Raw genomic sequence first — 20,580 nt, 5'->3', positions numbered from 1 at the left:
CCCGATCGCATCGGATCTGCGGCGATGGCGGCTGACGCGGCGATGCCGGGGCCTGTGGAGAAGGGCTGCGACTGACCGGCACGCCGCTGGTTCACGCCGAGGATGATCCCTGGGCCCAGCAGGCAAGCCATGACCACGGGCGCCGACAGCCTGGTGCAGACCGCTCGGAAGGCGGGGGTGGAGATCTGCTTCGCCAATCCCGGCACCACCGAGATGCCGATGGTGATCGCCCTCGATCGCACCCCTGGCCTGAGGGTGGTGCTCGGCCTGTTCGAGGGCGTATGCACGGGTGCCGCCGACGGCTGGGCCCGCATGACGGGCCGGCCCGCCGCGACCCTGCTGCACCTGGGCCCGGGCCTGGCCAATGGCATCGCCAACCTGCACAACGCGCGGCGGGCCCGCAGCCCCGTCGTCAACTGGATCGGCGAGCACCCTGCCCGCCATCGGCCCTTCGATCCGCCCCTGCTGAGCGACATCGCCGTCCTCGCCGGCTGCGTGGGCTGGACCCGCAGCGTGGGCGCTGTGCACGAGATGGCCGAGGCGAGCCTGGCGGCCGTGCAGGCTGCCCTCGGCCCGCCGGGGCGCGTGGCGACGCTGATCATTCCCTCGGACTGCCAGTGGGCGCCTGGACCTGCCCCCCTCAGCGCCAGCGTCACCCCCACCTGGCGCGAGGCTCCGGAGTCGGTGATCCAGGCCGCAGCCCGCCAACTGCGCAACGGGCGCACCGGGCTTCTGCTCGGGGGGTCGGCCCTCACGGCCGCCGGCCTGCGCGCGGCGGCGCGGGTGGCGGCGGCCAGCGGCTGCCCGCTCTGGCTGGAAACCTTCCCCGCTCGCCAGGAGTGCGGCCGTCATGTTCCCCGGATTCCGCCCCTGCCCTATTTCCCGGAACAGGCCTGCGAGGCGCTGGCGAATCTGCGTGGCCTGGTGCTGGCGGGTGCACGGGAGCCGGTGGCCTTCTTTGCCTATCCGCAGCAGCCCTCACGGCTCCTGTCGGAGGGGGCGGAGAGCTTTCACCTCGCCGATCCGGAGGACAACGTCGACGCGGCCCTGGCCCTGGAGGCGCTCGCCGAGGCGTTGGACGCCCCGGCCTGGGCGATGCCCCCAGCTCAGGCGGCTCCCGTGCCGCCCCGGTCCGTTCCACTCACAGCCGACCGCCTGTGTCAGCTGCTGGCGACGCAGCTGCCGGAGCGGGCGATCGTGATGAACGAAGCCACCACCGCCGGCTTCACCTGGAACACCCTGCACGCGGCCCAGGCGGCGCCCCACACCATGCTGTTCAGCACAGGAGGAGCGATCGGTCAGGGCCTGCCGAATGCCCTCGGTGCGGCGCTCGCCTGCCCCGACCGGCGGGTGATCGCCTTCCAGGCCGATGGCAGCGGTCTCTACACCCTTCAGGCCCTCTGGTCGATGGTCAGGGAGCAGGTCGACGTGACCGTCGTGGTGTGCGCCAATCGCTGTTACCGGATCCTGCAGGTGGAGCTGGAGCGCGCCGGTTGCCGGGAGCCTGGACCCACCGCCAGCTCCCTCACGGAACTCACCCGCCCGGAGATCAACTGGACCGATCTGGCGAAGGGCTTCGGGATGCCGGCCTGTCGCGTGCGCAGTGAGCTGGCGCTGGACGAGGCGTTGAGGCGCTGCCTGGCTGAACCGGGCCCGAGCCTGATCGAGGCGCTGCTCTAGCCAGCCGAGGCGCTCCATCCCACCCCGATGCCTGCTGCAATGGCAGCCAGGCCGTGCCGGTGCGCCGGGTCTTCCGGGCCAGGCTGGGCCGACCCTCCGCACCGGTCCCCGATGAACTGCAGATGGACGCGGTGCGCCTGGACGCCCCAGAGAAGGGGCAAGGCTGCCGTTGCAGCGGCTTTTCGGTTCAGGGCAGCTGTTCTGCTGCTTGTGCCAGCGGTTCTGCCCAGCGCGGCCGGGGCAGCCCCGTGGCGCGAGGAACCGGCGGTGGCGGCCCTGTTCCGGCAGGCTGGTGTGGATGGCAGCTTCGTGCTGCTGGATGAGCGCAGTGGGGAGCTTCGCGGCCACAACCACGCGCGCGCGCAGCAACGCTTCTCACCGGCCTCCACCTTCAAGTTCGCCAACACCCTGGTGGGGCTGTCGCTTCGGGCCGTGAGCAGTGTGGACGAGCGGATCCCCTACACGGGCGACGCCAATCCGTTCATGCGCGAGTGGCTGGAGCCCATGGGCCTGCGCGGTGCATTCCGGGTGTCGAACGTGCCCCTGTATCAGGAGCTGGCACGGCGCATCGGCCTGGAGCCCATGCGTGAGGCCATTCGGCGGCTGGAGTACGGCAACGCCCAGATCGGCAACGACGTGACCACCTTCTGGCTGCGGGGCCCCCTGGCGATCAGTGCGGTGGAGCAGACCCGCTTCCTCTCGCGGCTGGCTCACCAGTCGCTGCCCTTCCCCCGGTCCGCCCAGCAGCAGGTGGCCGCGATCAGCCTGGTGGATGCAGGCCCCGGCTGGAGCCTCCATGCCAAGACCGGCTGGCAGAACGCCCCGGGCGCCGGCGTGGGCTGGTGGGTGGGCTGGGTGCGGCGGGGCGAGCGCATCACGCCCTTTGCTCTCAACATCGCCATGGCTGGCGCGGCCGATGCCCCCAGACGGGAACAGCTGGGACGCGCCAGCCTGCAGGCGTTGGAGATCCTGCCGGCCTCGCCAGGGCCGGTCTTCACCCAGATCGTGCAGCCCGCTTCGCTCCAGGGCCGGTGGGGGCTGCCGGCCGGATAGTCGCCCCGCTCATCGGAGAAGGTGCCCTCCAGCACCAGGATCTCCTCCCCGCCGCCGTGGCGCTCGAGCAGGCGCCGCTCCACCCGGCCATCGGCGAGGGCGTCCAGGGAAGCACCGTGCTGTCGAGCACCACCGGCTCGCTGAGGTCGCCATGAATCGCCATGCTCAGGCCGGGCGCCGGAACCAGCGGCGCACCTGGGCAGGCCAGTGGCGCGGCCCGTCGCCGCCGCGCACGTGGAGCTGGACCATCGAGACGGCCAGGGCCAGGCCGCCCCGGTTCAGCACCGAGGCCACATGCCAGAGCACCGCCGCGGCGATCAGCAGCCAGGCCAGCAGGTGCAGGCTGTAGACAAGGTGATCGAGCCGGCCGCTGCGCAGCCAGTCCTCGTTCATCAGCTTGCCGCTGCCCACCGCCAGCGCCAGGGCCAGCAGGGCGGAGGCATGGGCCCCCTGCCGGAGGCGGAAACGGCCGAGGCTCAGGGCATAGAGACCGAACAGCAGGGCCAGGGGCCAGAGCAGCACGCCCAGGCTGCCGTGGATGTCGATCCAGGCGCCGGGAACCTGCTGGCCCAGGCGTCCCCAGCGGCCATCGTGGTTGGAGTACACGACCAGTCCGCTCAGCCAGGCCAGCGGCACCAGCAGCACCATGGCGCCGTGCAGCAGCCGCAGCAGGGAAGGCTGATAGGGACGGGCAGGCGGCATGGCGGCTGGCCGGTCAGGCGTCGATCTCGAGGTTGCCCATCATGCCCAGCTCCTCGTGGTCAAAGATGTGGCAGTGGTAAACGGTGCGTCCGGCGAAATCGGCGAAGCGGGTGCGGATCCGCACCGTCTCCCCCGGCCGCACCAGCACCACATCCTTCCAGGCCCGGTAGGGCTCGGGTGTGCCGTTGCGGCTGATCACCTGGAAGGGATTGATGTGCACGTGGAAGGGGTGATCCATCACGCCGGTGTTCATCACCTCCCAGTCCTCGGTGTCCCCCAGCCGCACGCGGGTGTCGGTGCGGTGGTGGTCGTAGGGGCGGCCATTGATCAGGAACACCAGGCCCTGGCCCGGTGCCATGCCGTGGTTGAGCTCGAAGCGGCGCGTGCGCACCGGCTCCGGCAGGGGCTGCACCGGCAGCAGTCGCCGGGGCAGGGGCAGGGGGGCGACGGATCCCGCGTAGGTGAGGGTGGCGATCGTCTCCTGGCTCTGCTGGCCGCGACCTGCTCCAGGGCCCGGCCCGGCTCCGGGACCACGGCCCATACCCATACCCATGCCACCGCGCATGCCCATGCCCATGCCGCCACGAACCCGGGCATAGGGGAGGTTCAGCAGCCGGTAGCGGCCAGCGCTGCGGTTGGCCTGCACCAGCACCTCGGCGCGCTCCCCGGGGGCCAGCAGCAGCTCCTGCAACTCCACCGGCGCCTCGAGGGCACCGCCATCGCTGGCGATCAGATGGAGCGGATGGTCCTCCAGGGCCAGCCGCCAGAAGCGGGCATTGGAGCCGTTGACGATGCGCAGCCGCAGCAGGCCGCCGGCCGGCACCGACAGCTCCGGGTTCACCTTGCCGTTGACGGTGAGCACCGGTCCTTCCCGGCCCAGCATCATCCCTCCCATGCCCATGCCCATGCCCATGACGCCTGCCGTGCCGCCGCCGGCCGGCAGGTCCTTGAGGAACAGCACCTGCTCCCGCGCCGCCGCCACCTCGGGGATGTGATCGAGGGCGCCGCGCACGATCAGCACTCCGCCCAGGCCACCGAACACCTGATCGGCCACGGTGCCGTGGCGGTGGGGGTGGTAGTAGAAGGTGCCGGCGGGGTGGTCGGCGGGCAGGGTGAACGCGTAGGTCTGGCTGGCACCGGGGTCAACGCTCAGAAAGACGTTGTCGGCCGTGCCGCCGGGGGGGATGTGCAGCCCGTGGTAGTGCAGGTTGGTGGGCTGATCGAGCCGGTTGCGCAGGCGCAGGCGCACCGCATCACCGGGGTGCACCTCCAGCACCGGACCGGGCAGCAGCCCGTTGTAGGTGAGCGCCCGCGGCGGCCCACCGGGAATGGCCACCGTCGTATCCTCGGCCACCAGATCCAGCTCCAGCACTCCGCCACTGGAGCGCCACGCCCCCTCGGCCGCGGCATGGGTGCCTGCGCCGTGGCGAGCGTGGCGCGAACGGGTCCAGACGGAGGCGGCCGCAACCGTGGCAGCTGCAGTGCCCGCGAGGGTGAGGAACGAACGCCGGCTGAGGTGGGCTCTGGTCACGGATCGCGCCCTCAGACCTCGATCCCCTGGAAGGCGCGGTAGGTCCCCTCAGCCGTGAAGGAGAAGACGGCGTCGGGTTCTCTCCCCAGGGACGATTCCATGCCGGCAGATCCGAGGGGCACCCGTCAACCGTAGGGGCTCCAGTGAGGGGAGAGTCAAGCGGTGCTGCAGCTCAGGCACGCCGGTAGCGGCGCAGCAGCGATGAATTGACGATCACCGACAGCGAGCTCAGGGCCATGGCGGCGCCGGCGATCATCGGGTTGAGCCAGCCGAGGGCCGCGATCGGCACGCCCAGGCTGTTGTAGATGAAGGCCCAGAACAGGTTCTGGCGGATCTTGCGCATCGTGGCCCGCGACAGGCCGATGGCGGTGACGACATCGCGCAGGTCGTTGCCCAGCAGCAACAGGTCGCCCGCTTCCTTGGCCACATCGGATCCCGAGCCGATGGCGATGCCGATGTCGGCGGTGGCCAGGGCCGGGGCGTCATTGACGCCGTCGCCCACCATCGCCACCACCTGACCGGCCTGCTGCAGCGTCTGGATCGTGGCGGCCTTGTCGGCCGGGCGCACCTCGGCGATCACCTCGGTGATGCCCAGCTGGGTGGCAATGGCCTGGGCGGTGGTGCGGTTGTCGCCGCTCAGCATCACCACCCGGATCCGCCGCTGCTGGAGCAGCTCCACGGCGTGCCTGGCCTCGGGCCGCACGGTGTCGGCCACCGCCAGCAGCCCCATCACCTCGGCGCCCTGGCCCAGCAGCATCACCGTGTTGCCGGGGGCTTCCAGCTGCTGCAGCTGCTGGTGGAGGGTCCCGTTCAGCTCGGGCAGAAACCGTCCGGCCATCCGGCGATTTCCGAGCCAGAGGCGCTGACCGCCCACTTCGGCCTGTACGCCCTCACTCACCTGGGCCTGGAAGTGCCGGGCCGGCAGCAGCGTCAGCTCCTCGGCGCCGGCGGCCTCCAGCAGGGCTGCTGCCAGGGGATGCTCCGAGCCATGCTCCAGCGAGGCCGCCAGCTGCAGCACCTGCTGCCGGGAGCGGCCGGCGAACGGCACCACCCGGGTGAGCGCCGGCCTGCCGCGGGTGAGCGTGCCGGTCTTGTCGAACACCACGGTGGTGAGCTGCTCCACCCGCTCCAGCACCTCGCCGCTGCGGATCAGGATGCCCAGCTCGGCCCCCTTGCCCACGCCCACCATCAGGGCCGCCGGTGTGGCGATGCCCAGGGCGCAGGGGCAGGAGATCACCAGCACGGCGATGAAGGCCAGCAGGCCGCCGCTGAAACTGCCGGCCAGGGTCCAGAGGGCAAAGGCCAGGACGGCCACGCCCACCACGGCAGGCACGAACCAGGCGGTGACCCGATCCGCCAGCAGCTGCACCGGCGCCGAGCTGGCCTGGGCCTCCTCGACGATGCGGATGATCTGGGCAAGGGCGGTGTCGGCCCCCACCCGTGTGGCCTCAAAGCGCAGCAGCCCCGGCCCATTGATCGTGCCGCCGATCAGCTCCGATCCCGCCTGCTTGCTCACCGGCAGCGATTCGCCGGTGATCAGCGCCTCATCCACCGACGAGCGGCCCTCCACCACCACCCCATCGGCCGGCACCTTCTCGCCAGGCCGCACCAGCACCAGATCGCCCTGCAGCACGGCCTCGGCGGGCACGGTCATCTCCTGGCCCTCGCGGATCACCGTGGCGCTGGCGGGCTGGAGATCCAGCAGCCGGCGCACCGCCGCCGAGGACCGCTGCTTGATGATCTCCTCCATGTACTGCCCCAGCAGCACGAAGGCGATCACCACCGCCGACACCTCGAAGTAGACGCCCCGCTCATCGACGCCGACGGGCAGCCACTGGGGCGCGAACACCACAACGACGCTGTAGATGTAGGCCACCGAGGTGCCCAGCGCGATCAGCACGTCCATGTTGAGGGCGCGCTGGCGCAGGGCCGTCCAGGCCCCCACGTAGAAGCTCCAGCCACCGAACACCTGCACCGGCGTGGCCAGCAGGAACAGCCACACCCCCCAGGTGAGCCAGGGCAGCTGGGCCACCGGCGCCATGTTGATGACACTCACCCCGGCCGCCAGGGCCAGGAAGGCCCCGGCCCGCATGATCGCCAGCGCCAGCACGCCGCTGAGGGCGATGCCGATGCGCCGGCGCATGCGGCGCAGGTGCTGCTCGGGCGCCAGGAAGGTCTGCCGGCACCCCTGGCTGCAGAAGTAATAGGTGCGGCCTCCCCGCTGCGCCGACAGCGCCGTGGCCGTGGGCACGACCATGCCGCAGATCGGATCCTTGGCCATCCGCTCCGCGGAGGCGTGGTGCGTGCAGCTGGATGTGGGCATCAGAAGCTGAAGAGGCTGTCGAACTGGCGGTAGTCAGGTTTGTCGAGGCCTTCGTGCCGGAGCATGCGGCGCAGCTCGAGGATTTCCCGGCGCTGGGCGACGATGATCTCGCGGGCCAGCCGCCGCACGCTGGGGTTGGTGGACTTCTCCAGGGCGTCGTGGGCCATCTCCAGGGCCCCGCCGTGGTGCATGAGCATGCCCTCGAGAAACCACACCACCCGGTTGTCGCGGCTGGGCATCTCGGCCATCATCCGCATCGCCTCGATCTGGGCAGGGGTCATGCGCTCGAGGCCCGCCATGGTGTTGGGGTCGCCGCCGGGCCGCAGCGCCAGCGGATAGGCGGGCGCCTCGGGATACCAGGCCCGGCGCCACCGGTTCATCGCGCTGATCTCGCGGGCCTGGTCGCGCCAGATGCTGGTGGCCAGGGCGCCGATGCCGGGCGAGCCGACGTTGAACACGAACTCACTCATGCGCAGCGCGCCGGTGTGGTGCTGCACCATCGCGTCCAGCCAGCGCAGGTCGTAGGTGGCGCCGGCGGGGCCCAGCTCGTGACTGTGGCTGCCATGGCCGTGGCTGCCATGGCTGGCGCTGCCTGGCCTGGGGCTGGCCGGGGCTGAATGCTGCTGGTGGTTGTGATGCTGGTGGTGCAGATGGGGATCCGGCTGAGCCAGGGCCGGAACCGCCCAGGTCCCGGCGAGCAGCAGGGGAGCAGCCAACAGGCGCATGACGGACGAGCGCGATCTGCACCTACCATGCACTCTCCTGTAGATGGAGAGTCAAGTGTCTGGACGACGGCTCGCCATGCCTTCCTCCCCCGTGCTCCAGAAGATCGGCGCCGTGGCCCAGCGCTCCGGCGTGCCGGTGAAAACCATCCGCTTCTACTGCGATCAGGGCCTCCTGCAGCCCAGTGCCCGCAGTGAAGGGCGCTACCGCCTCTTTGATCAGACGGTGTACGACGAACTGGCCCTGATCCGCATGCTGCGGGCTCTGGAGATCCCTCTGGTCACCATTGGCGAGGTGCTGAAAGCGCGTCGCTCCGGCATCTGCCACTGCGATGAACTCAAAGGCACGATCAGCCGGAAAGCCGGCGAGATCGAGCAGCGCATCAGCGATCTGCAGCAGCTGCACGGCGAGCTCACGCGCATGCTCGCGACCTGGCAGGCCTGCGGTGGCCGGCGGCCATCACACCCGCCGCTGGCCTCGGCGGCTTCTGCCGCGCCAGGTTGATGGGGCTCAAGTGCCCATGCCGGTCTTCCTCAGCCCGCAGAGTCCCACGGTCGCAGTCAATCCCTGGAGCGGTTGATCCTTGAGAGCGACCGCAACCATGGTCACCGCAACCATGGTCAAGGAGAACAGACCGGCCTCCTCGATCCTGAGCAGCTGAAGGAGCAAGCACCCGACCCACTGGCAGCACAGAAACGTTGTGCAACCCTGGGGCAAGCGGGGAGCGGTCCAAGGGGCAGCCCCACGCCCTGCGGATGGCGGTGAGCAGCGCCAAGGAAGCAAGAACCAGTGCGGAAGGCTGGCGGGGCAAGCACAAAAAAAGGGGGGGAAGCCCCCCCTGGAAGCAAGTGGAGTCGATCAGGCCCTGGCGTGTGGCGTCGTGCCTCAGACCAGGGACGACTGACCGAGCAGCAGTTGCTCGCTCATGCTGCCGGTGTTCTTGCCATCGATCTTGGCGTTGATGCTGGCGGTGGTGGTGTCGAAGTCCAGGTCGTACAGGTTCAGATCAAAGCTGTAGTTGAATTCCGGCACAACCTCCGTGCGGCTGCCCAGGCTGTAGAAGCGAGGGTTGGTGACGTTGAAGGTGTCGGACTTGCCGTCGACATCGTTGTTGTAGATCTCCAGCGCATCCAGGCCGGTGATGTTGTCCGGGAGGGCTCCTCCATGGATCAGCTCTGCTTTTCCATTCAGGGCTTCAAGGGGGTCACCATCACGCAGGCTGTTGCCGTTGGCGTCCTTCCATGTGTAGGCCGTCCAGCCGGTGAGCATGTCGTAGCCCACGAACACCTTGGGGTTGTGCTTGGTATTCACACCCACATCCGTGAACTGGAAGTAGACATCTGTCGTTCCACCACCTTCAAGCTCGAAGGTTGCCTTGGCGATGAAGTCGGCCACCTTCGCCCCGCCGGTGAGCTTGGTGATGTCGAAGCCGAAGCCACCCTCGGCCTTGTAATCACCCATGTCTACTCCCGGCACAGGCTCGCTGTAGGTTCCGGCTTTGAAGTCGGCTGCTGCTTGTGCAGCCATCCCGTTGTAGTCATAGGCCCCGTGTTCGGTGAACGTGAACTTGATCGCCTCGCGGAATTCCAGGTTCTGGTTGGTGTTGCCAGCGGCATACCCCTGGGCGCTGGTGTTGAGCTGGCCTGGAGTGAAGGGATCGGTCTCGTCCTCCGAGGAGGTACGGGTGCCGCCCGTGACCATGATCGCCAGAGCCTGAGGATCCGGGAACAAGCGGAATTCCAGCGGATGGGGACCACCGGCCTTCACGGCGGCGCCGGCCTCAAGCTGGGTGGGCTCGATCAGCACCTGCCCTTCATATTTGTAGGTTGTGAAGGTGTCGTCTCCGTCGGCGTTGAAGACGTGGCTGGCGATCTTCTGGCCGCCGTAGCTGACGTCGAGACTGATGCTCGTGCCGTCCTCACTCACGACTGGATCGCTGACGCTGAATCCGCCATTGCCCGGGGTGGCGGTGCCGCTGAAGTTCGCCAGGTCGAGCTTGCGGAAGCCGTCGGTGCCGGGATCCCAGTCGAGCACCTCCTCGGTCTGGGCTGTCGGTCCGGCTGCCGAGAGCAGCTCCACGGCCGTCTTGCCAGCAGGGAAGAGGAAGGCCGGACCGTCGTCCTCGATTTCGAACACGCCGTTGCCGAGGTTGAGATCGGCCGTGGCGGGATCCAGGTCACCGTCCTTCACTGTCTTGCGGAGCATGAGCGTGCCTCCGCTCACGACCAGGCTTTCGGCATCATCGTGATTGTTGGCATTGCCGTGCCAGATGTTCTTCTCCCTGGTGAAGGTCACCTCGCCGGTGGCTGAATTCACGGCGATGGTGAAGTAGGTGGTGCCGTCGATCCTGCCCTCGATGGTGCCGGCATTGTTGTAAAGCAGAATCTCACTGCCCTTGCCGTTGGTTGTGTTGGCCAGATCGAGGGCGAAGAGACCGGAGCCGAGCCCATCGGCACTGAGCGCCAGCGCATAAGTCGCGGGGTCGGCTCCCTGCTTGTCGGCGCCATAGTCGGGGTCGTTGAAGTAGGCGGCGGTGCCGAACACCACGCTGTCGCTCAAGAGGCCATCCCCCGCAGTGGGCAGGGGGCTCTCATCCAGCGTCAGGGTGGTGTCACCCACCCCGATGGCGGAGAGGCTGGGACCGTCGTCGTAGATGCCGATGCCCCCCAGCAGCTGGCCGGTGGTCTCGGAGCTGTCGATGGAATAACCCGTCACGCCCAGGTCGAAGGTGCGGTTGCCGGTGCCGGCGTTGCCGACCACCAGCCGGTTGAACTGGGTGTCGCCTTCCACCTCGAAGCGGTCTCCCGCCTTGAGGCCCTTGATCACGGCGTACTCGTAGGCTGCGTCGCCATCCGAATTTTCGAATGTCACGCTCAGCCCGCCGGGGCCTGTCCAGTTCCCGCCGCTGCTGGGGATGGTGTAGGCAGCTTCGGTGTAGTTGCCGTTGAGGTAGAGGTAGACGGTCTTGATGCCGGTGTTGTCCGCGCCATCGAACATGGCAGCGCCGGGATCGCCGTCGCGTAGCCACACCCTCACATCGGCGCGGGTGTTGGCGTTGTTCGGGTTCAGCTGGGTGACGGTGGAGAAGGCCCGGTTCGCGGACACCGCGCCAGTGATATCGAGCGTGTCGAGGTTCTTGCTGTCGGTGTAGGTGGCGTTCGTGACGAAGTCGTAAATCACCGCCTCATTGGTGCCCACCGCCTGGCTGCCGACGCCGATGGCGCTGGCCGTGCCGGCCACATTGCTGGTGTTGATGGTGCCGTCGACCCAGGTTGTGCCGTTGAAGACCTTGCTGGTGATCACCACATCGTTGGAAATCCCAGGACTGGGATCCGGGTCGAGGCTGGGCTCTTTGAGCACCCCGAAGGCCTGCTGCCCGGCCGGAATGCCGGAGAAGTCGCTGTAGACGAACTGCAGGTCGACGGTGAGGAGGGCCTCCACCAGCGCCGTCATGGTGGCCAGATCGTTCGGGTTGGCGGGATCGCCGTGCCGGATCGGGGCGGCGTCGTTGTACAGAAGGGTGTACAGGGTGTAGCCCGTCACCTGGCTGTCACTGTTGTAGGTGGGCACGTACACCAGCCGGAAGGCCACCTCGCCGTCGTAGGCGCCACCGCTCACGACGGCATCGAAGTAGGTGTCGCCGTTGGCAGCGGTCTTCGCCGCGCTGAGCAGGATCGGAGATCCGTCCAGGGAGGTCAGGCCGGTGTCGTTGCCAGCCTGCAACTGGAAGCTGATGGAGTCGGAGGGCTGGCTGAAGCTCTGGGGCGTTGATGCAGTTGATGCGAAGTCGGTGGGCTCGGTGAAGCCCCACTCGCTTAGGAGCGTCTGGCTCGGATCTGTCTCGTCGTGCTGGTTGCCTGTCGTCTGGTCCAGATACAGGACCGTTGCTGGAGTCGTCATGGCCGCAGGCCCCCCGGAGGGGGGCTGTCTCTCTTCTTTTGGTCTAGGCCTGCGACAACGGAATCGCGGGATGCTTGACCAAGCATCACTATCTGTAACAACCGCTACATTCCCGGGTGCTCGTCGGGCGGTGCGGGCCGAGCCGGCTGCTGCGCAGCGACCACCACACCCCCTGTGTTGGTTGCAGATCCGGGGCATGCGGACAGGAGCTGCTCCTGTCTCTGGCCGAACCAGAGGCCGCGGCAAAGCCGGAAGGCCGTCAACAGCACTGGCTGGATCCTGGAGCTGAACGTCGTCGACGGCACGGAAAGCGCCGGACCGCCTTCGCCTGACCCCGGGAGACCTTCGGGGTGTTCTGGCCAGGGGTGACCTCAATCGGCACGGAGTTCACCCCTCCGTGCCGATCGCCGAAGAAGGCGCCCCATGGGGGGCGCCTTTGCACCGGTTGCGAGGGGTCACCCTGGCATTTCGGGCGCCATCGGTCGGGTGTCTGGGTTTCAACGGTCAGCCTGTCTTGGGCCTGGCAGGCAAGGACGCGGTCACGGCGCTGGGGAGAGATGCTCGGGGCTTGACCTCCCCATCAGTGACCGTTGCCCGGGTTATGCAGCCCGGGGGTTCAACGGACCGGAATCACCGGAATCAGAAGTGGCATGTGGCTCGACGCGGTCGGGGTGGCGTTCTCGCTGCGCCACCGAGGTGAAGATCAAGGGCTGCAACTCCTTGGCTGGCACCGGCTCGGGCGAACCTGGCCGGATTCCTGTGGAGGGGACGGTGGGGCTGGCCTCTCCCTCCCCTCAACCTCAAGGTAAGCCTGCTGCCGGGCTGGGGGGCCCTGGGGGCGTTCCTGTTCCCGTACAGCCGCTGCGCTCGCCTCTGGGGCTGATTTCGGTTCTCCCGGCAGCGCGGTGGGGTCTGCCGCCCCCTGTCGTGGGGGCCGAATCGGACGGTTCGGCTGCCCGGATCCTCGGCATGGATCACCGCGGCCACAGTGCTTGCACCGGGGGCGAATGACGACCCCGCGACCCATCCTTCGCCATCCCAGCCATGCTCAGCCTGCGTTCGTCTTCTCCCTTCGATCTGTTTGACCGCCTCGAGCAGCAGCTCAGCCAGCAGCTCCACACCGCTGAGCGCGTGCCCGCCGCCGAGGTGCATGAGACCCCCGAGGCCTATGAGCTGCTGCTCGAGCTGCCCGGCGTCGACAAGGCCGCCATCGACGTGAAGGCCACCGACCGCAGCCTGGTGATCAGCGCCGAGCGCCGCAGCCATCGCCAGCAGCCCGCCGAGCCGGAAGGCTCCACGGAGGCCAAGGCTCCGCTGCTGAGCGAATTCCGCTACGGCACCTGGAGCCGCAGCTTCCGCTTCCCCCAGGCCATCGACCGCGACCAGCTGCGGGCCTCCTACCGCGATGGCGTGCTCACCGTCACGGCCCCCAAGGCCAACAAGGTTACCAGTGTGACCGTGCAGGTGGACGGCTGAGGTCTGAGCGCCCCGCGGCGGTGACCATCAGGTGCCGGCGATCTGCGGTGCCTGCCGTGGCGGGGCCGGCCTGAACAGCCGGAGCCGGAACAGGGCCCGCAGGCCCAGCCGCTCGAACCAGGGCAGGCCGGCGCCGTAGCGGATCTTGAGCATGAAGTACTCCTCGAACGCCGCCTTCGCCCACACCACCCAGGGACCGCGCACGGCGTAGGAGGAGCGCCGCCGGCCCGTCTCCGGATCGGGCAGCACCGGCGCGGCGATGTAGGCGATGCCGGTGGGGCCGAACTCGGCGAAGCAGAGGGCCTCCAGGGTGGGCACCTGCAGGGGACCCGGAAGGGCGCCCATCTCCACGGCGATGTTGTGGGCGGCGGCGGTGGCCATCGCCTCGGTCATCTGGCCGCTCTTGGGCAGACCGATCGGGATCGGGGTGGGGTCCGGCTGCACCAGCTTCACGCTCACCCCCGCGGCGTGGACGCTCTCGAAGCGGGGGTGGCGCATGGTGGGGTCCACCGGGATGAAGCCTTTCTCGTCGCCGAGGCCGGGGCAGTCGCGGATGAACGACACGCCGCGGAACGACGGCAGCACCATGGCGTAGCCGAAGGGCAGCGCCCGGCCGTTCTCCAGCAGCAGCCGCTGCGGCTCCACGGCGGTGATGCGCATGCTGTCGATCACCTCGATGCCGCGCTCGGCCATCAGCTGGGTGGTGAGCTCGCGGGCGTTTTTCACCCCGGAGACCCCCAAATGCCCCACGTAGGGCTCGGGGGTCACGTAGGTGATCGGCACCCGCTCGCGCAGGCCGCGGCGGCGCAGGTCGTGGTCGGCCATCAGCAGGAACTCGTAGGCGGGCCCGAAACAGCCGGCACCCGGAGCGGCCCCCACCACCAGCGGGCCTGGTTCCTCGAGGAAGCGCTGCCAGGCCTCGCGGGCCTGCAGCGCATGCTCCGGCGTGCAGATCGACTGGGTGTGGCCGCCGTGGGGCCCCAGCCCGGGGATCAGGTCGAAGGCCAGGGCGGCGCCGGTGGCGATCAGCACCTGGTCGTAGTCCACCGTCTCCCCGCCCGCCACGGTGATGCGGCGGCCGGCGGGATCGATGGCGGTCACGGCACGGTCCACCAGCGTGAGATGGTGGCGCCGGGCAAGCGCGTGCAGATCCTGCTGCACGTGCTCCAGGGGCTTGTGGCCGAGGGCCACCTGCACCAGGCCAGGGATGAAGGTGAACTGCGGCTCGCCGGCGATGAGGGTGACGTCACAGTCCTTCGGCAGATGGTGCCGCAGTTCGTAGGCCGCGGGCAGTCCTCCGAGCCCCGCTCCGATCACGACCGCCCGTGCCATGGCTCACCTCCGATGTGGATCTGTATGACGTGGATCTGCTCTGGAAGATTCCCGAAGGGCCTCCAGTCGTGGGACAGGGGAATCAGGGATCGATGGGATGGATTCAACCTAGAAAGGGAGGCCTGTTCGCGCAGCCGGCAGGGACATTCGGGTTGAGAAAGGTTGCGCCTGATGACGCTCCACTGGAAGACGCTCAGTAGGGATGGGGTGCCGGACCGAACAGGCGGTCGGAGAACTTCACATACCAGGCCGCTGCCTGCACCTGCACGATGTAGGCGAGGGCGATGATCAGGGCGATCTCCGATCCCTCCTTGCCGAAGGCCGTCATCGCCAGGGCGAGGGCGATCGAGAGGTTGCGCATCACCGTGCCGTACACCAGGGCGATGCCGTCGCCACGGTCGAAGAACCGCTGCCCCACCAGGGTGCTGAGCACGAAGTTGATGCCGTAGAGCAGCAGCAGCGGGATCAGCATGCGCACCAGCAGGAAGGGCTGGCTCACGATCAGCTCCGCCTTGAGGGCCATCGCCACGAACACGATGCCGATCACCCCCAGGGTGGAGAAGGGCGGGAAGCGGGGCTTGAGCACCTTGCGGTAGTGCTCCTCCCCCGTGCGGGCGATCAGAACCGCGCGGGTGATCTGACCCAGCAGCAGGGGCAGGAACACGATGATCAGGATCTGCTGGAACACCTTCGCCATCGGCACCTCCACCACCGCTCCCAGCAGCGCCTTGGCATAGAGCGGCGTGGCCAGCGAGCCCAGCACCAGGCCCACCACCGTCATCCGCACGGCCGCCTCCAGGTTGCCCTTGGCGAAGCCCGTCCAGGAGATGGTCATGCCGCTGGTGGGCAGCAGGGCGGCCAGCAGCAGGCCGAGCGCCACCAGGGGCTGGCTGGGGAAGAACCAGCGGCCGATGCCGTAGGCCACGAAGGGGATCACCAGGAAGTTGATGGCCTGGGCGGTGAGCTGCAGGCGCACGTCCTTGCCGCCGAACAGCAGCGGCAGGCGCAGATCCACCAGCATCGGGTAGACCATCAGAAAGGTGAGCGGGATCACCAGCGACGCCAGCCAGCCGGAGGGCAGCAGCGCCCCCCAGATCAGCCCGAGCACCATGGCGCCCGGCACGGCCCACACCAGCCGCTTCTGCAACGCGAACAGCAGCCCCATCAGTCCTGGCTCCGATTGCGCAGGGATTTCACCCAGCCCTCCATCGCCTCGGTGGCCACCGGCATCGGCGGCTCGAGGAAATTGATCACGAAGCGGTCGCCCATGTCGGCCACGCCGATCGAGCGGGGACGCACCGCCAGCACATGGGGGTTGGGCAGCTTGACGCCGAAGCAGAACACCACCAGGCGCGCATCCTTGATCTCGGGAGCGATCTCGCCGGCATCCAGATTGCGGGTGTGGGTGTAGTGGTCGAAGTCGCCGATGTAGGACACCAATGGGTGAGCCTTGATCATCGCCTTGAGAGCCTCGATCACCTCCTGGGCGTTCTGGTAGGTGGTTTCGCGCTTGTCGAGCTCCAGCTCGTATACCGGATACTTCTCCAGCAGGACGGTCTGCTTCATGGCGCTGGCAGGGGAGTGACACCGGGCGCCGACAGACGCCACCACCTCAATGCTACATAACGGTAAGGTTGTAGGCGCAAGGCCGTAGACGCAAGCCTGGAGGCGCAAGACAGAGGATGGCCATGGCGGCGGTCCTGGCCCCTTCGCCACGCACCCGGGGGGAGAGGGGACACTTCGGGAGCCCTGCTGTTGCCCTCAGGCGCCCTCCGCCGCCCCGTGCAGCGCCGCCACCGTGGCCGCACCAGCCACCAGCCGGGCCTCAGCCCCGGACTGCAGCGGCACGGCCAGGGCCAGCGGCAGCTCGGCACGGGGTCTGGGCTCCAGGCCGGCCAGGTCGAACTGGGCTGAGCCTGGGGGCAGCGCCTCCGTGCCGGCCGGCACCAGCTCTTCGCTGCGGTTGGCCAGCTCCCAGCTGCCGCCGGCCCCGTCGCGCAGCAGCAGCGGGCGGCGATGGTCCAGGGGGTGCTGACGCGAGCGGTCGGTGAGGCGCAGCCGCAGGCCTGGGGGATAGCTGGGATCCGCCTGCTCCAGCAGGGTGAGCGACCAGGGCTGGCCGTTCTGGTCCTGCAGCGTCCAGCGCTGGGGCTCCAGCGCCAGGCCGACGGAGGGAGCGATCAGCAGCACCAGCAGCGCCAGCCCGATCGCCGCGGCGAAGGCGGCGCCGGGCGCGAACCGCTTGCCGGCCGACCGTGCCTGGCCTCGGCTGCGCCTCATGAGCATGCCGCCTCCCACAGCCAGTCCTGATGGGTCCGCGCCACGCAGCGCCGCGGCGGAGCGGAAGCCGGCCGGGAGGGCCCATCCGGGCAGCCGCCGGCAGCGGTGTTGCGGCACTGGCCGCAGCGCTCGAAGGCCGGCAGGTGCCGCGCTTCGCTGGCCTCGGCCAGGTCGCTCAGGGCGGTGCGCAGATCCTCCTGGTCCACCCCGGCCAGCAGCCGCGCGCAGCACCGCAAGCGGGCGCGTTCCTGTTCCAGGGCCCGGGCACAGGCTTCCGGCAGGGACTCCGCCGAGGGGATCGCTCCTGCCCAGGGATTCTCTGGAATCGGCAGACCGTGACTGATGAACAGCCGCCAGAGCTGGTGGATCCGCCGCCGCTCGGCATCGCGGATGCGGGAGAACGGGCGCACCTCACCGTGTCGCCGGATCACCTGATCGCAGCTCGCCCAGCCCTGGTAGGCCAGGTCGAGGGCGCACTGGAGGGCCTCCAGCTCGCGGGGCATCAGTGGAGACATGGCAGGCGGCTCAGTGACGAGAACGGAAAGGAGAGAAGAGGAGGGGAGGACGGGACCGGGGGCGCGGCAGGAGCACGTCACGTGATCACGATACCGTTATTGCGCCAGGATGTGAGGCCCGTGCCCGCCGGCGTCATGCACAGGGCTGACGGTCCCACGATGGCTGCACGGAACTCTCGGCGGCCATGAAGGTGATCGTGGATCTGTGCGTGGTGCCGATCGGCGTCGGCGTGCATCTGGCCCCCTACATCGCCACCTGCGAGAGGGTGCTCAGCGAGGCCGGCCTGAAGTTCCAGCTGCACCCGAACGGCACCGCCATCGAAGGGGAGTGGGGCCCGGTGTTCGCCGCCATCGAGGCCTGCCACCGGGCGGTGCACGCCATGGGCTGCCCGCGCCTCTACACCACGGTGAAGATCAACACCCGCACCGACCGGGAGCAGACCCTGGAGGACAAGGTGGCCAGCGTGCAGGCCCTGCTCTGATGCCGAACCACGGACCGCATCCGGCCGATGTTCTGCGCTTCTGGTTCGAGGAGGCCAGTCCGCATCAGTGGTTCGCCAAGGATCCGGCCTTTGACGCCCAGGTGCAGGATCGCTTCTGCGCCCTCACCCGGGCGGCGGTGGCCGGCGCGCTGAGCCCCTGGGGCGAGGAGCCGCAGAGCGCCCTGGCCCTGGTGCTGCTCCTGGATCAGTTCCCCCGCCAGATCTGGCGGGGCACGGCCACGGCCTTCGCCGGTGACCCCCAGGCCCTGGCCCTCAGCCGCCGTGCCGTGGACGACGGCTGGGTGGCCGCGGAACCTGAGCAGGCACGGCGGCAGTTCTGGCTGATGCCGCTGATGCACAGCGAGGAGCTGGCGGTGCAGGAGGCGGCCCTGCCGCTGTTCGCGCGCTTCAGCGATGGGCGCACGCTGGACTTCGCCCGCCGCCACCGCGAGGTGATCGCCCGCTTCGGCCGCTTTCCCCACCGCAATGCCGCCCTGGGCCGCCCGTCGACGCCGGAGGAACTGGCCTTTCTGCAGACCCCGGGCTCCGGCTTCTGATCCCTCCGGCCCGACGGGGCGGGGTAGGGTCCCGCCACCTGGGGCGTGGGTGGGCGGTGCTGGAGCGGTTCACCCTGCTGTTTCCCGTCTGGACGGTGGTGGGGGTGGCCCTGGCCCTGCCCTTCCCCTGGTTGTTCACCTGGCTGCAGGGCCCGCTGATCGTGCTGGCGCTGGCCCTGGTGATGCTGGGCATGGGCCTGGAGCTGCAGGCGGCCGATTTCCGACGGGTGCTGCTGCGTCCCCGCCCGGCCGCCCTCGGGGTGTTCGCCCAGTTCGCCGTGATGCCCGCACTGGCGGCGGCGCTGGCCTGGGCGTTGCGGCTGGAGCCGCCGCTGGCGGTGGGCCTGATCCTTGTGGGCTGCTGCCCCGGCGGCACGGCCAGCAACGTGGTGACCCTGATCGCCCGGGCCGACGTGGCGCTCTCGGTGGTGATGACCACGGCGAGCACCCTGGCGGCGGTGCTGCTCACCCCGGCGCTCACCGGCCTGCTGGCCGGCCGCTACGTGCCCGTCGACGGCTGGAGGCTGCTGCTGGACGTGCTCCAGGTGGTGCTGCTGCCGGTGGCCACCGGTGTGGCCCTCAGGCGGGGTGTCCCCCGCCTGGCCCGTGCGATCGCGCCGGTGATGCCGCCCCTGGCGGTGCTGGCGGTCGTGCTGATCGTGGCCAGCATCGTCGGCAGCCAGCGCCAGGCGCTGCTGGATCAGGGCCCCCTGCTGCTGCTGGCGGCCCTGCTGCTGCACGGCATCGGCTTCCTGCTGGGCTGGCTGATCCCCTCGGCGGCGGGCCAGCCGCCGCCGGTGCGGCGCACGATCAGCATCGAGGTGGGCATGCAGAACTCCGGGCTGGCGGTGGTGCTGGCCCGCTCCGGCTTTGCCGCAGCCCCGCTCACGGCCCTGCCCGGTGCCGTCTCGGCGGTGGTGCATGCGGTGCTGGGAAGCCTGCTGGCCAGCTGGTGGCGGCGGCGCGGAGTGGCGGGAACCTCGGGCGCCCAGGCCGTTCCTCAGGGTCGTCCGTCCTGATCGGCCACCAGCAGCAGGCCGCCCACGATCGCCAGGTTCTTAAGCAGCTGGATCCGCTCGGCGGCATCGCCCACATCCCCGTGGAAGATCAGCGTGGTGGGCACCAGGAACACCAGCAGCAGCACCGCGCCCAGGCGGGCCTTCCAGCCGCTGATCACCAGGGCGGAGCCCACGGCCATCAGGGCCATGGCCATCACCAGCAGCAGCGGCGCCAGCGGCAGCCCCTTGGCGGCGATGGCGCCGGCCGGCCCGGCGAAGCCCGTGAGCTTGCCGATCAGCGAGTGGAGGAACACCAGGCAGAGCAGCACCCGGGCGACCCGGTTCAGCAGGGAGGGGCGCGTGGTCTGCTCGGGCATGGGGTTGGCCGTCAGTCAGCCCCAGTCTGGCGGCAGCGCCGGCCAGGCCCCAGGGGCAATCTGCTGACTGTCCATCGAGGTGCTGTAGGGTTGAGCCGATTCAGCGATCAGTCTTCAGCGGGTTTCTCCCCAGCGCGGCGAGTTCCACGGGATTTCTCCACCAGGCCAGCAACTTTCTTCAGGGCTTTCGACGAATCGGGTTCATAGTTTCATTTCTTTCATGACCATTTACGTGGGCAACCTCTCCTTCGATGCCGAAGTGGAGGACCTCCAGCACCTGTTCGCCGAATACGGCGACGTGCGCAAGTGCACCCTGCCCCTGGACCGGGAAACCGGCCGCAAGCGTGGCTTCGCCTTCGTCGAGATGGCGAGCGCCAGCGAGGAAACCAAGGCCATCGACGACCTCCAGGACGTCGAGTGGATGGGCCGCAACATCCGCGTCAACAAGGCCGAACCCCGCCCCGCCCCCGCCGGCGGTGGTGGCCGCTCGCGCTGGTGACCTTCCAGTCCAGGTGACACCAGTCTGGTGACACCAGCCCGCCGCCCCCAGGGGCGGCTTTTTTCGTGCCGAAGACCCGCCAGCGAGGGCGGCGACCGCGGCGAGCCGATACACGCTGATCCCGGCGGCCGGGGCGATGCTGTCGCCAGCCG

Annotated in this window: 19 protein-coding genes and 1 pseudogene; 8 read left to right on the top strand and 12 right to left on the bottom strand. The window is 69.2% G+C overall.

Annotation, left to right across the window (positions count from 1 at the left end; translation table 11 throughout):
• The first annotated feature begins 129 nt into the window (after positions 1 to 129).
• Positions 130 to 1,680 (top strand): acetolactate synthase large subunit, encoded by a 1,551-nt coding sequence (locus KBY90_RS11410; protein WP_254968768.1) that lies wholly within the window; start codon positions 130 to 132, stop codon positions 1,678 to 1,680.
• Positions 1,681 to 1,881: 201 nt separating this feature from the next.
• Positions 1,882 to 2,733, top strand: coding sequence for a penicillin-binding transpeptidase domain-containing protein (locus KBY90_RS11405; RefSeq protein WP_396122576.1), 852 nt, complete (start codon positions 1,882 to 1,884; stop codon positions 2,731 to 2,733).
• On the opposite strand, the pseudogene KBY90_RS15190 reads toward KBY90_RS11405, so the two are convergent.
• The 5 genes and pseudogenes from KBY90_RS15190 to KBY90_RS11385 all read right to left on the bottom strand — a co-directional run.
• Positions 2,724 to 2,768: pseudogene (locus KBY90_RS15190) on the bottom strand (hypothetical protein); the annotation flags it as partial. The gene KBY90_RS11405 and the pseudogene KBY90_RS15190 sit on opposite strands and share 10 nt — an antisense overlap.
• A 130-nt stretch (positions 2,769 to 2,898) precedes the next feature.
• A complete protein-coding gene (locus tag KBY90_RS11400) occupies positions 2,899 to 3,435 on the bottom strand; it encodes a cytochrome B (RefSeq protein WP_254968766.1) in 537 nt (178 codons plus the stop codon).
• A gap of 13 nt (positions 3,436 to 3,448) precedes the next feature.
• Positions 3,449 to 4,966 carry a multicopper oxidase family protein gene (locus tag KBY90_RS11395; RefSeq protein WP_254968765.1) on the bottom strand — a complete coding sequence of 506 codons (1,518 nt, stop codon included), beginning with the start codon at positions 4,964 to 4,966 and terminating at the stop codon, positions 3,449 to 3,451.
• Between the two features lie 172 nt (positions 4,967 to 5,138).
• Positions 5,139 to 7,289: a heavy metal translocating P-type ATPase gene (locus tag KBY90_RS11390; protein WP_254968764.1), complete on the bottom strand. Its 2,151-nt coding sequence runs from the start codon at positions 7,287 to 7,289 to the stop codon at positions 5,139 to 5,141.
• A complete protein-coding gene (locus KBY90_RS11385) occupies positions 7,289 to 8,014 on the bottom strand; it encodes a DUF305 domain-containing protein (RefSeq protein ID WP_254968763.1) in 726 nt (241 codons plus the stop codon). Before KBY90_RS11385 ends, KBY90_RS11390 begins: the two co-directional genes overlap by 1 nt.
• Positions 8,015 to 8,090: 76 nt before the next feature.
• Between KBY90_RS11385 and KBY90_RS11380 the strand changes: the two genes are divergently transcribed.
• Entirely contained in the window at positions 8,091 to 8,516 is a 426-nt protein-coding gene (locus KBY90_RS11380; RefSeq protein ID WP_254968762.1) for a MerR family transcriptional regulator, read from the top strand.
• A gap of 381 nt (positions 8,517 to 8,897) precedes the next feature.
• Here KBY90_RS11380 and KBY90_RS11375 read toward each other — a convergent pair whose 3' ends face one another.
• Positions 8,898 to 12,158: a DUF5801 repeats-in-toxin domain-containing protein gene (locus KBY90_RS11375; protein ID WP_254968761.1), complete on the bottom strand. Its 3,261-nt coding sequence runs from the start codon at positions 12,156 to 12,158 to the stop codon at positions 8,898 to 8,900.
• 798 nt (positions 12,159 to 12,956) lie between these two features.
• Here KBY90_RS11375 and KBY90_RS11370 point away from each other — a divergent pair.
• Complete coding sequence (locus KBY90_RS11370; RefSeq protein ID WP_254968760.1) at positions 12,957 to 13,388, top strand: Hsp20/alpha crystallin family protein; 432 nt, start codon at positions 12,957 to 12,959, stop codon at positions 13,386 to 13,388.
• Between the two features lie 27 nt (positions 13,389 to 13,415).
• On the opposite strand, the gene KBY90_RS11365 is transcribed toward KBY90_RS11370, so the two are convergent.
• The 5 genes from KBY90_RS11365 to KBY90_RS11345 form a co-directional block, all read right to left on the bottom strand.
• Positions 13,416 to 14,720 (bottom strand): NAD(P)/FAD-dependent oxidoreductase, encoded by a 1,305-nt coding sequence (locus tag KBY90_RS11365; RefSeq protein WP_254968759.1) that lies wholly within the window; start codon positions 14,718 to 14,720, stop codon positions 13,416 to 13,418.
• A gap of 193 nt (positions 14,721 to 14,913) precedes the next feature.
• The gene (locus KBY90_RS11360; RefSeq protein WP_254968757.1) at positions 14,914 to 15,885 is read right to left on the bottom strand and encodes an arsenic resistance protein; all 972 of its coding nucleotides are present in this window, start codon (positions 15,883 to 15,885) and stop codon (positions 14,914 to 14,916) included.
• Positions 15,885 to 16,286 carry a DUF6858 family protein gene (locus KBY90_RS11355; RefSeq protein WP_254968755.1) on the bottom strand — a complete coding sequence of 134 codons (402 nt, stop codon included), beginning with the start codon at positions 16,284 to 16,286 and terminating at the stop codon, positions 15,885 to 15,887. The genes KBY90_RS11360 and KBY90_RS11355 overlap by 1 nt, the downstream gene beginning before the upstream one ends.
• A 195-nt stretch (positions 16,287 to 16,481) precedes the next feature.
• On the bottom strand, positions 16,482 to 17,000 hold the full coding sequence (locus tag KBY90_RS11350; protein ID WP_254968754.1) for a DUF3122 domain-containing protein: 519 nt from the start codon (positions 16,998 to 17,000) through the stop codon (positions 16,482 to 16,484).
• On the bottom strand, positions 16,997 to 17,515 hold the full coding sequence (locus tag KBY90_RS11345; RefSeq protein ID WP_254968753.1) for a hypothetical protein: 519 nt from the start codon (positions 17,513 to 17,515) through the stop codon (positions 16,997 to 16,999). Before KBY90_RS11345 ends, KBY90_RS11350 begins: the two co-directional genes overlap by 4 nt.
• Before the next feature lie 185 nt (positions 17,516 to 17,700).
• Here KBY90_RS11345 and KBY90_RS11340 point away from each other — a divergent pair, with 185 nt between their 5' ends.
• Genes KBY90_RS11340 through KBY90_RS11330 form a run of 3 tightly spaced genes read left to right on the top strand, consistent with a single transcriptional unit; the run spans position 17,701 to position 19,573 of the window.
• Positions 17,701 to 17,997, top strand: coding sequence for an MTH1187 family thiamine-binding protein (locus KBY90_RS11340; RefSeq protein WP_254968751.1), 297 nt, complete (start codon positions 17,701 to 17,703; stop codon positions 17,995 to 17,997).
• Positions 17,997 to 18,554 (top strand): DUF924 family protein, encoded by a 558-nt coding sequence (locus KBY90_RS11335; protein ID WP_254968749.1) that lies wholly within the window; start codon positions 17,997 to 17,999, stop codon positions 18,552 to 18,554. Before KBY90_RS11340 ends, KBY90_RS11335 begins: the two co-directional genes overlap by 1 nt.
• Positions 18,555 to 18,610: 56 nt before the next feature.
• The gene (locus KBY90_RS11330) at positions 18,611 to 19,573 is read left to right on the top strand and encodes a bile acid:sodium symporter family protein (protein WP_254968748.1); all 963 of its coding nucleotides are present in this window, start codon (positions 18,611 to 18,613) and stop codon (positions 19,571 to 19,573) included.
• Here the strand turns inward: KBY90_RS11330 and KBY90_RS11325 are convergent.
• Complete coding sequence (locus KBY90_RS11325; protein ID WP_254968747.1) at positions 19,555 to 19,929, bottom strand: DoxX family protein; 375 nt, start codon at positions 19,927 to 19,929, stop codon at positions 19,555 to 19,557. The genes KBY90_RS11330 and KBY90_RS11325 overlap by 19 nt on opposite strands.
• A 220-nt stretch (positions 19,930 to 20,149) precedes the next feature.
• Between KBY90_RS11325 and KBY90_RS11320 the strand changes: the two genes are divergently transcribed.
• A complete protein-coding gene (locus KBY90_RS11320; RefSeq protein WP_254968746.1) occupies positions 20,150 to 20,428 on the top strand; it encodes an RNA-binding protein in 279 nt (92 codons plus the stop codon).
• Positions 20,429 to 20,580 lie beyond the last annotated feature (152 nt).

This window comes from Cyanobium sp. CH-040, assembly GCF_024346135.1.
In the GTDB taxonomy this organism is placed as follows: Bacteria; Cyanobacteriota; Cyanobacteriia; order PCC-6307; family Cyanobiaceae; genus NIES-981.
This window is presented reverse-complemented; position numbering and strand designations above follow the sequence as displayed.

Bases quoted from the DNA above. Each gene is read 5' to 3' on its own strand.
- KBY90_RS11410 (WP_254968768.1), top strand. From the start codon at position 130: ATGACCACGGGCGCCGACAGCCTGGTGCAGACCGCTCGGAAGGCGGGG.
- KBY90_RS11400 (WP_254968766.1), bottom strand. From the start codon at position 3,435: ATGCCGCCTGCCCGTCCCTATCAGCCTTCCCTGCTGCGGCTGCTGCAC.
- KBY90_RS11390 (WP_254968764.1), bottom strand. From the start codon at position 7,289: ATGCCCACATCCAGCTGCACGCACCACGCCTCCGCGGAGCGGATGGCC.
- KBY90_RS11385 (WP_254968763.1), bottom strand. From the start codon at position 8,014: ATGCGCCTGTTGGCTGCTCCCCTGCTGCTCGCCGGGACCTGGGCGGTT.
- KBY90_RS11380 (WP_254968762.1), top strand. From the start codon at position 8,091: ATGCCTTCCTCCCCCGTGCTCCAGAAGATCGGCGCCGTGGCCCAGCGC.
- KBY90_RS11370 (WP_254968760.1), top strand. From the start codon at position 12,957: ATGCTCAGCCTGCGTTCGTCTTCTCCCTTCGATCTGTTTGACCGCCTC.
- KBY90_RS11365 (WP_254968759.1), bottom strand. From the start codon at position 14,720: ATGGCACGGGCGGTCGTGATCGGAGCGGGGCTCGGAGGACTGCCCGCG.
- KBY90_RS11360 (WP_254968757.1), bottom strand. From the start codon at position 15,885: ATGGGGCTGCTGTTCGCGTTGCAGAAGCGGCTGGTGTGGGCCGTGCCG.
- KBY90_RS11355 (WP_254968755.1), bottom strand. From the start codon at position 16,286: ATGAAGCAGACCGTCCTGCTGGAGAAGTATCCGGTATACGAGCTGGAG.
- KBY90_RS11350 (WP_254968754.1), bottom strand. From the start codon at position 17,000: ATGAGGCGCAGCCGAGGCCAGGCACGGTCGGCCGGCAAGCGGTTCGCG.
- KBY90_RS11345 (WP_254968753.1), bottom strand. From the start codon at position 17,515: ATGTCTCCACTGATGCCCCGCGAGCTGGAGGCCCTCCAGTGCGCCCTC.
- KBY90_RS11340 (WP_254968751.1), top strand. From the start codon at position 17,701: ATGAAGGTGATCGTGGATCTGTGCGTGGTGCCGATCGGCGTCGGCGTG.
- KBY90_RS11335 (WP_254968749.1), top strand. From the start codon at position 17,997: ATGCCGAACCACGGACCGCATCCGGCCGATGTTCTGCGCTTCTGGTTC.
- KBY90_RS11325 (WP_254968747.1), bottom strand. From the start codon at position 19,929: ATGCCCGAGCAGACCACGCGCCCCTCCCTGCTGAACCGGGTCGCCCGG.
- KBY90_RS11320 (WP_254968746.1), top strand. From the start codon at position 20,150: ATGACCATTTACGTGGGCAACCTCTCCTTCGATGCCGAAGTGGAGGAC.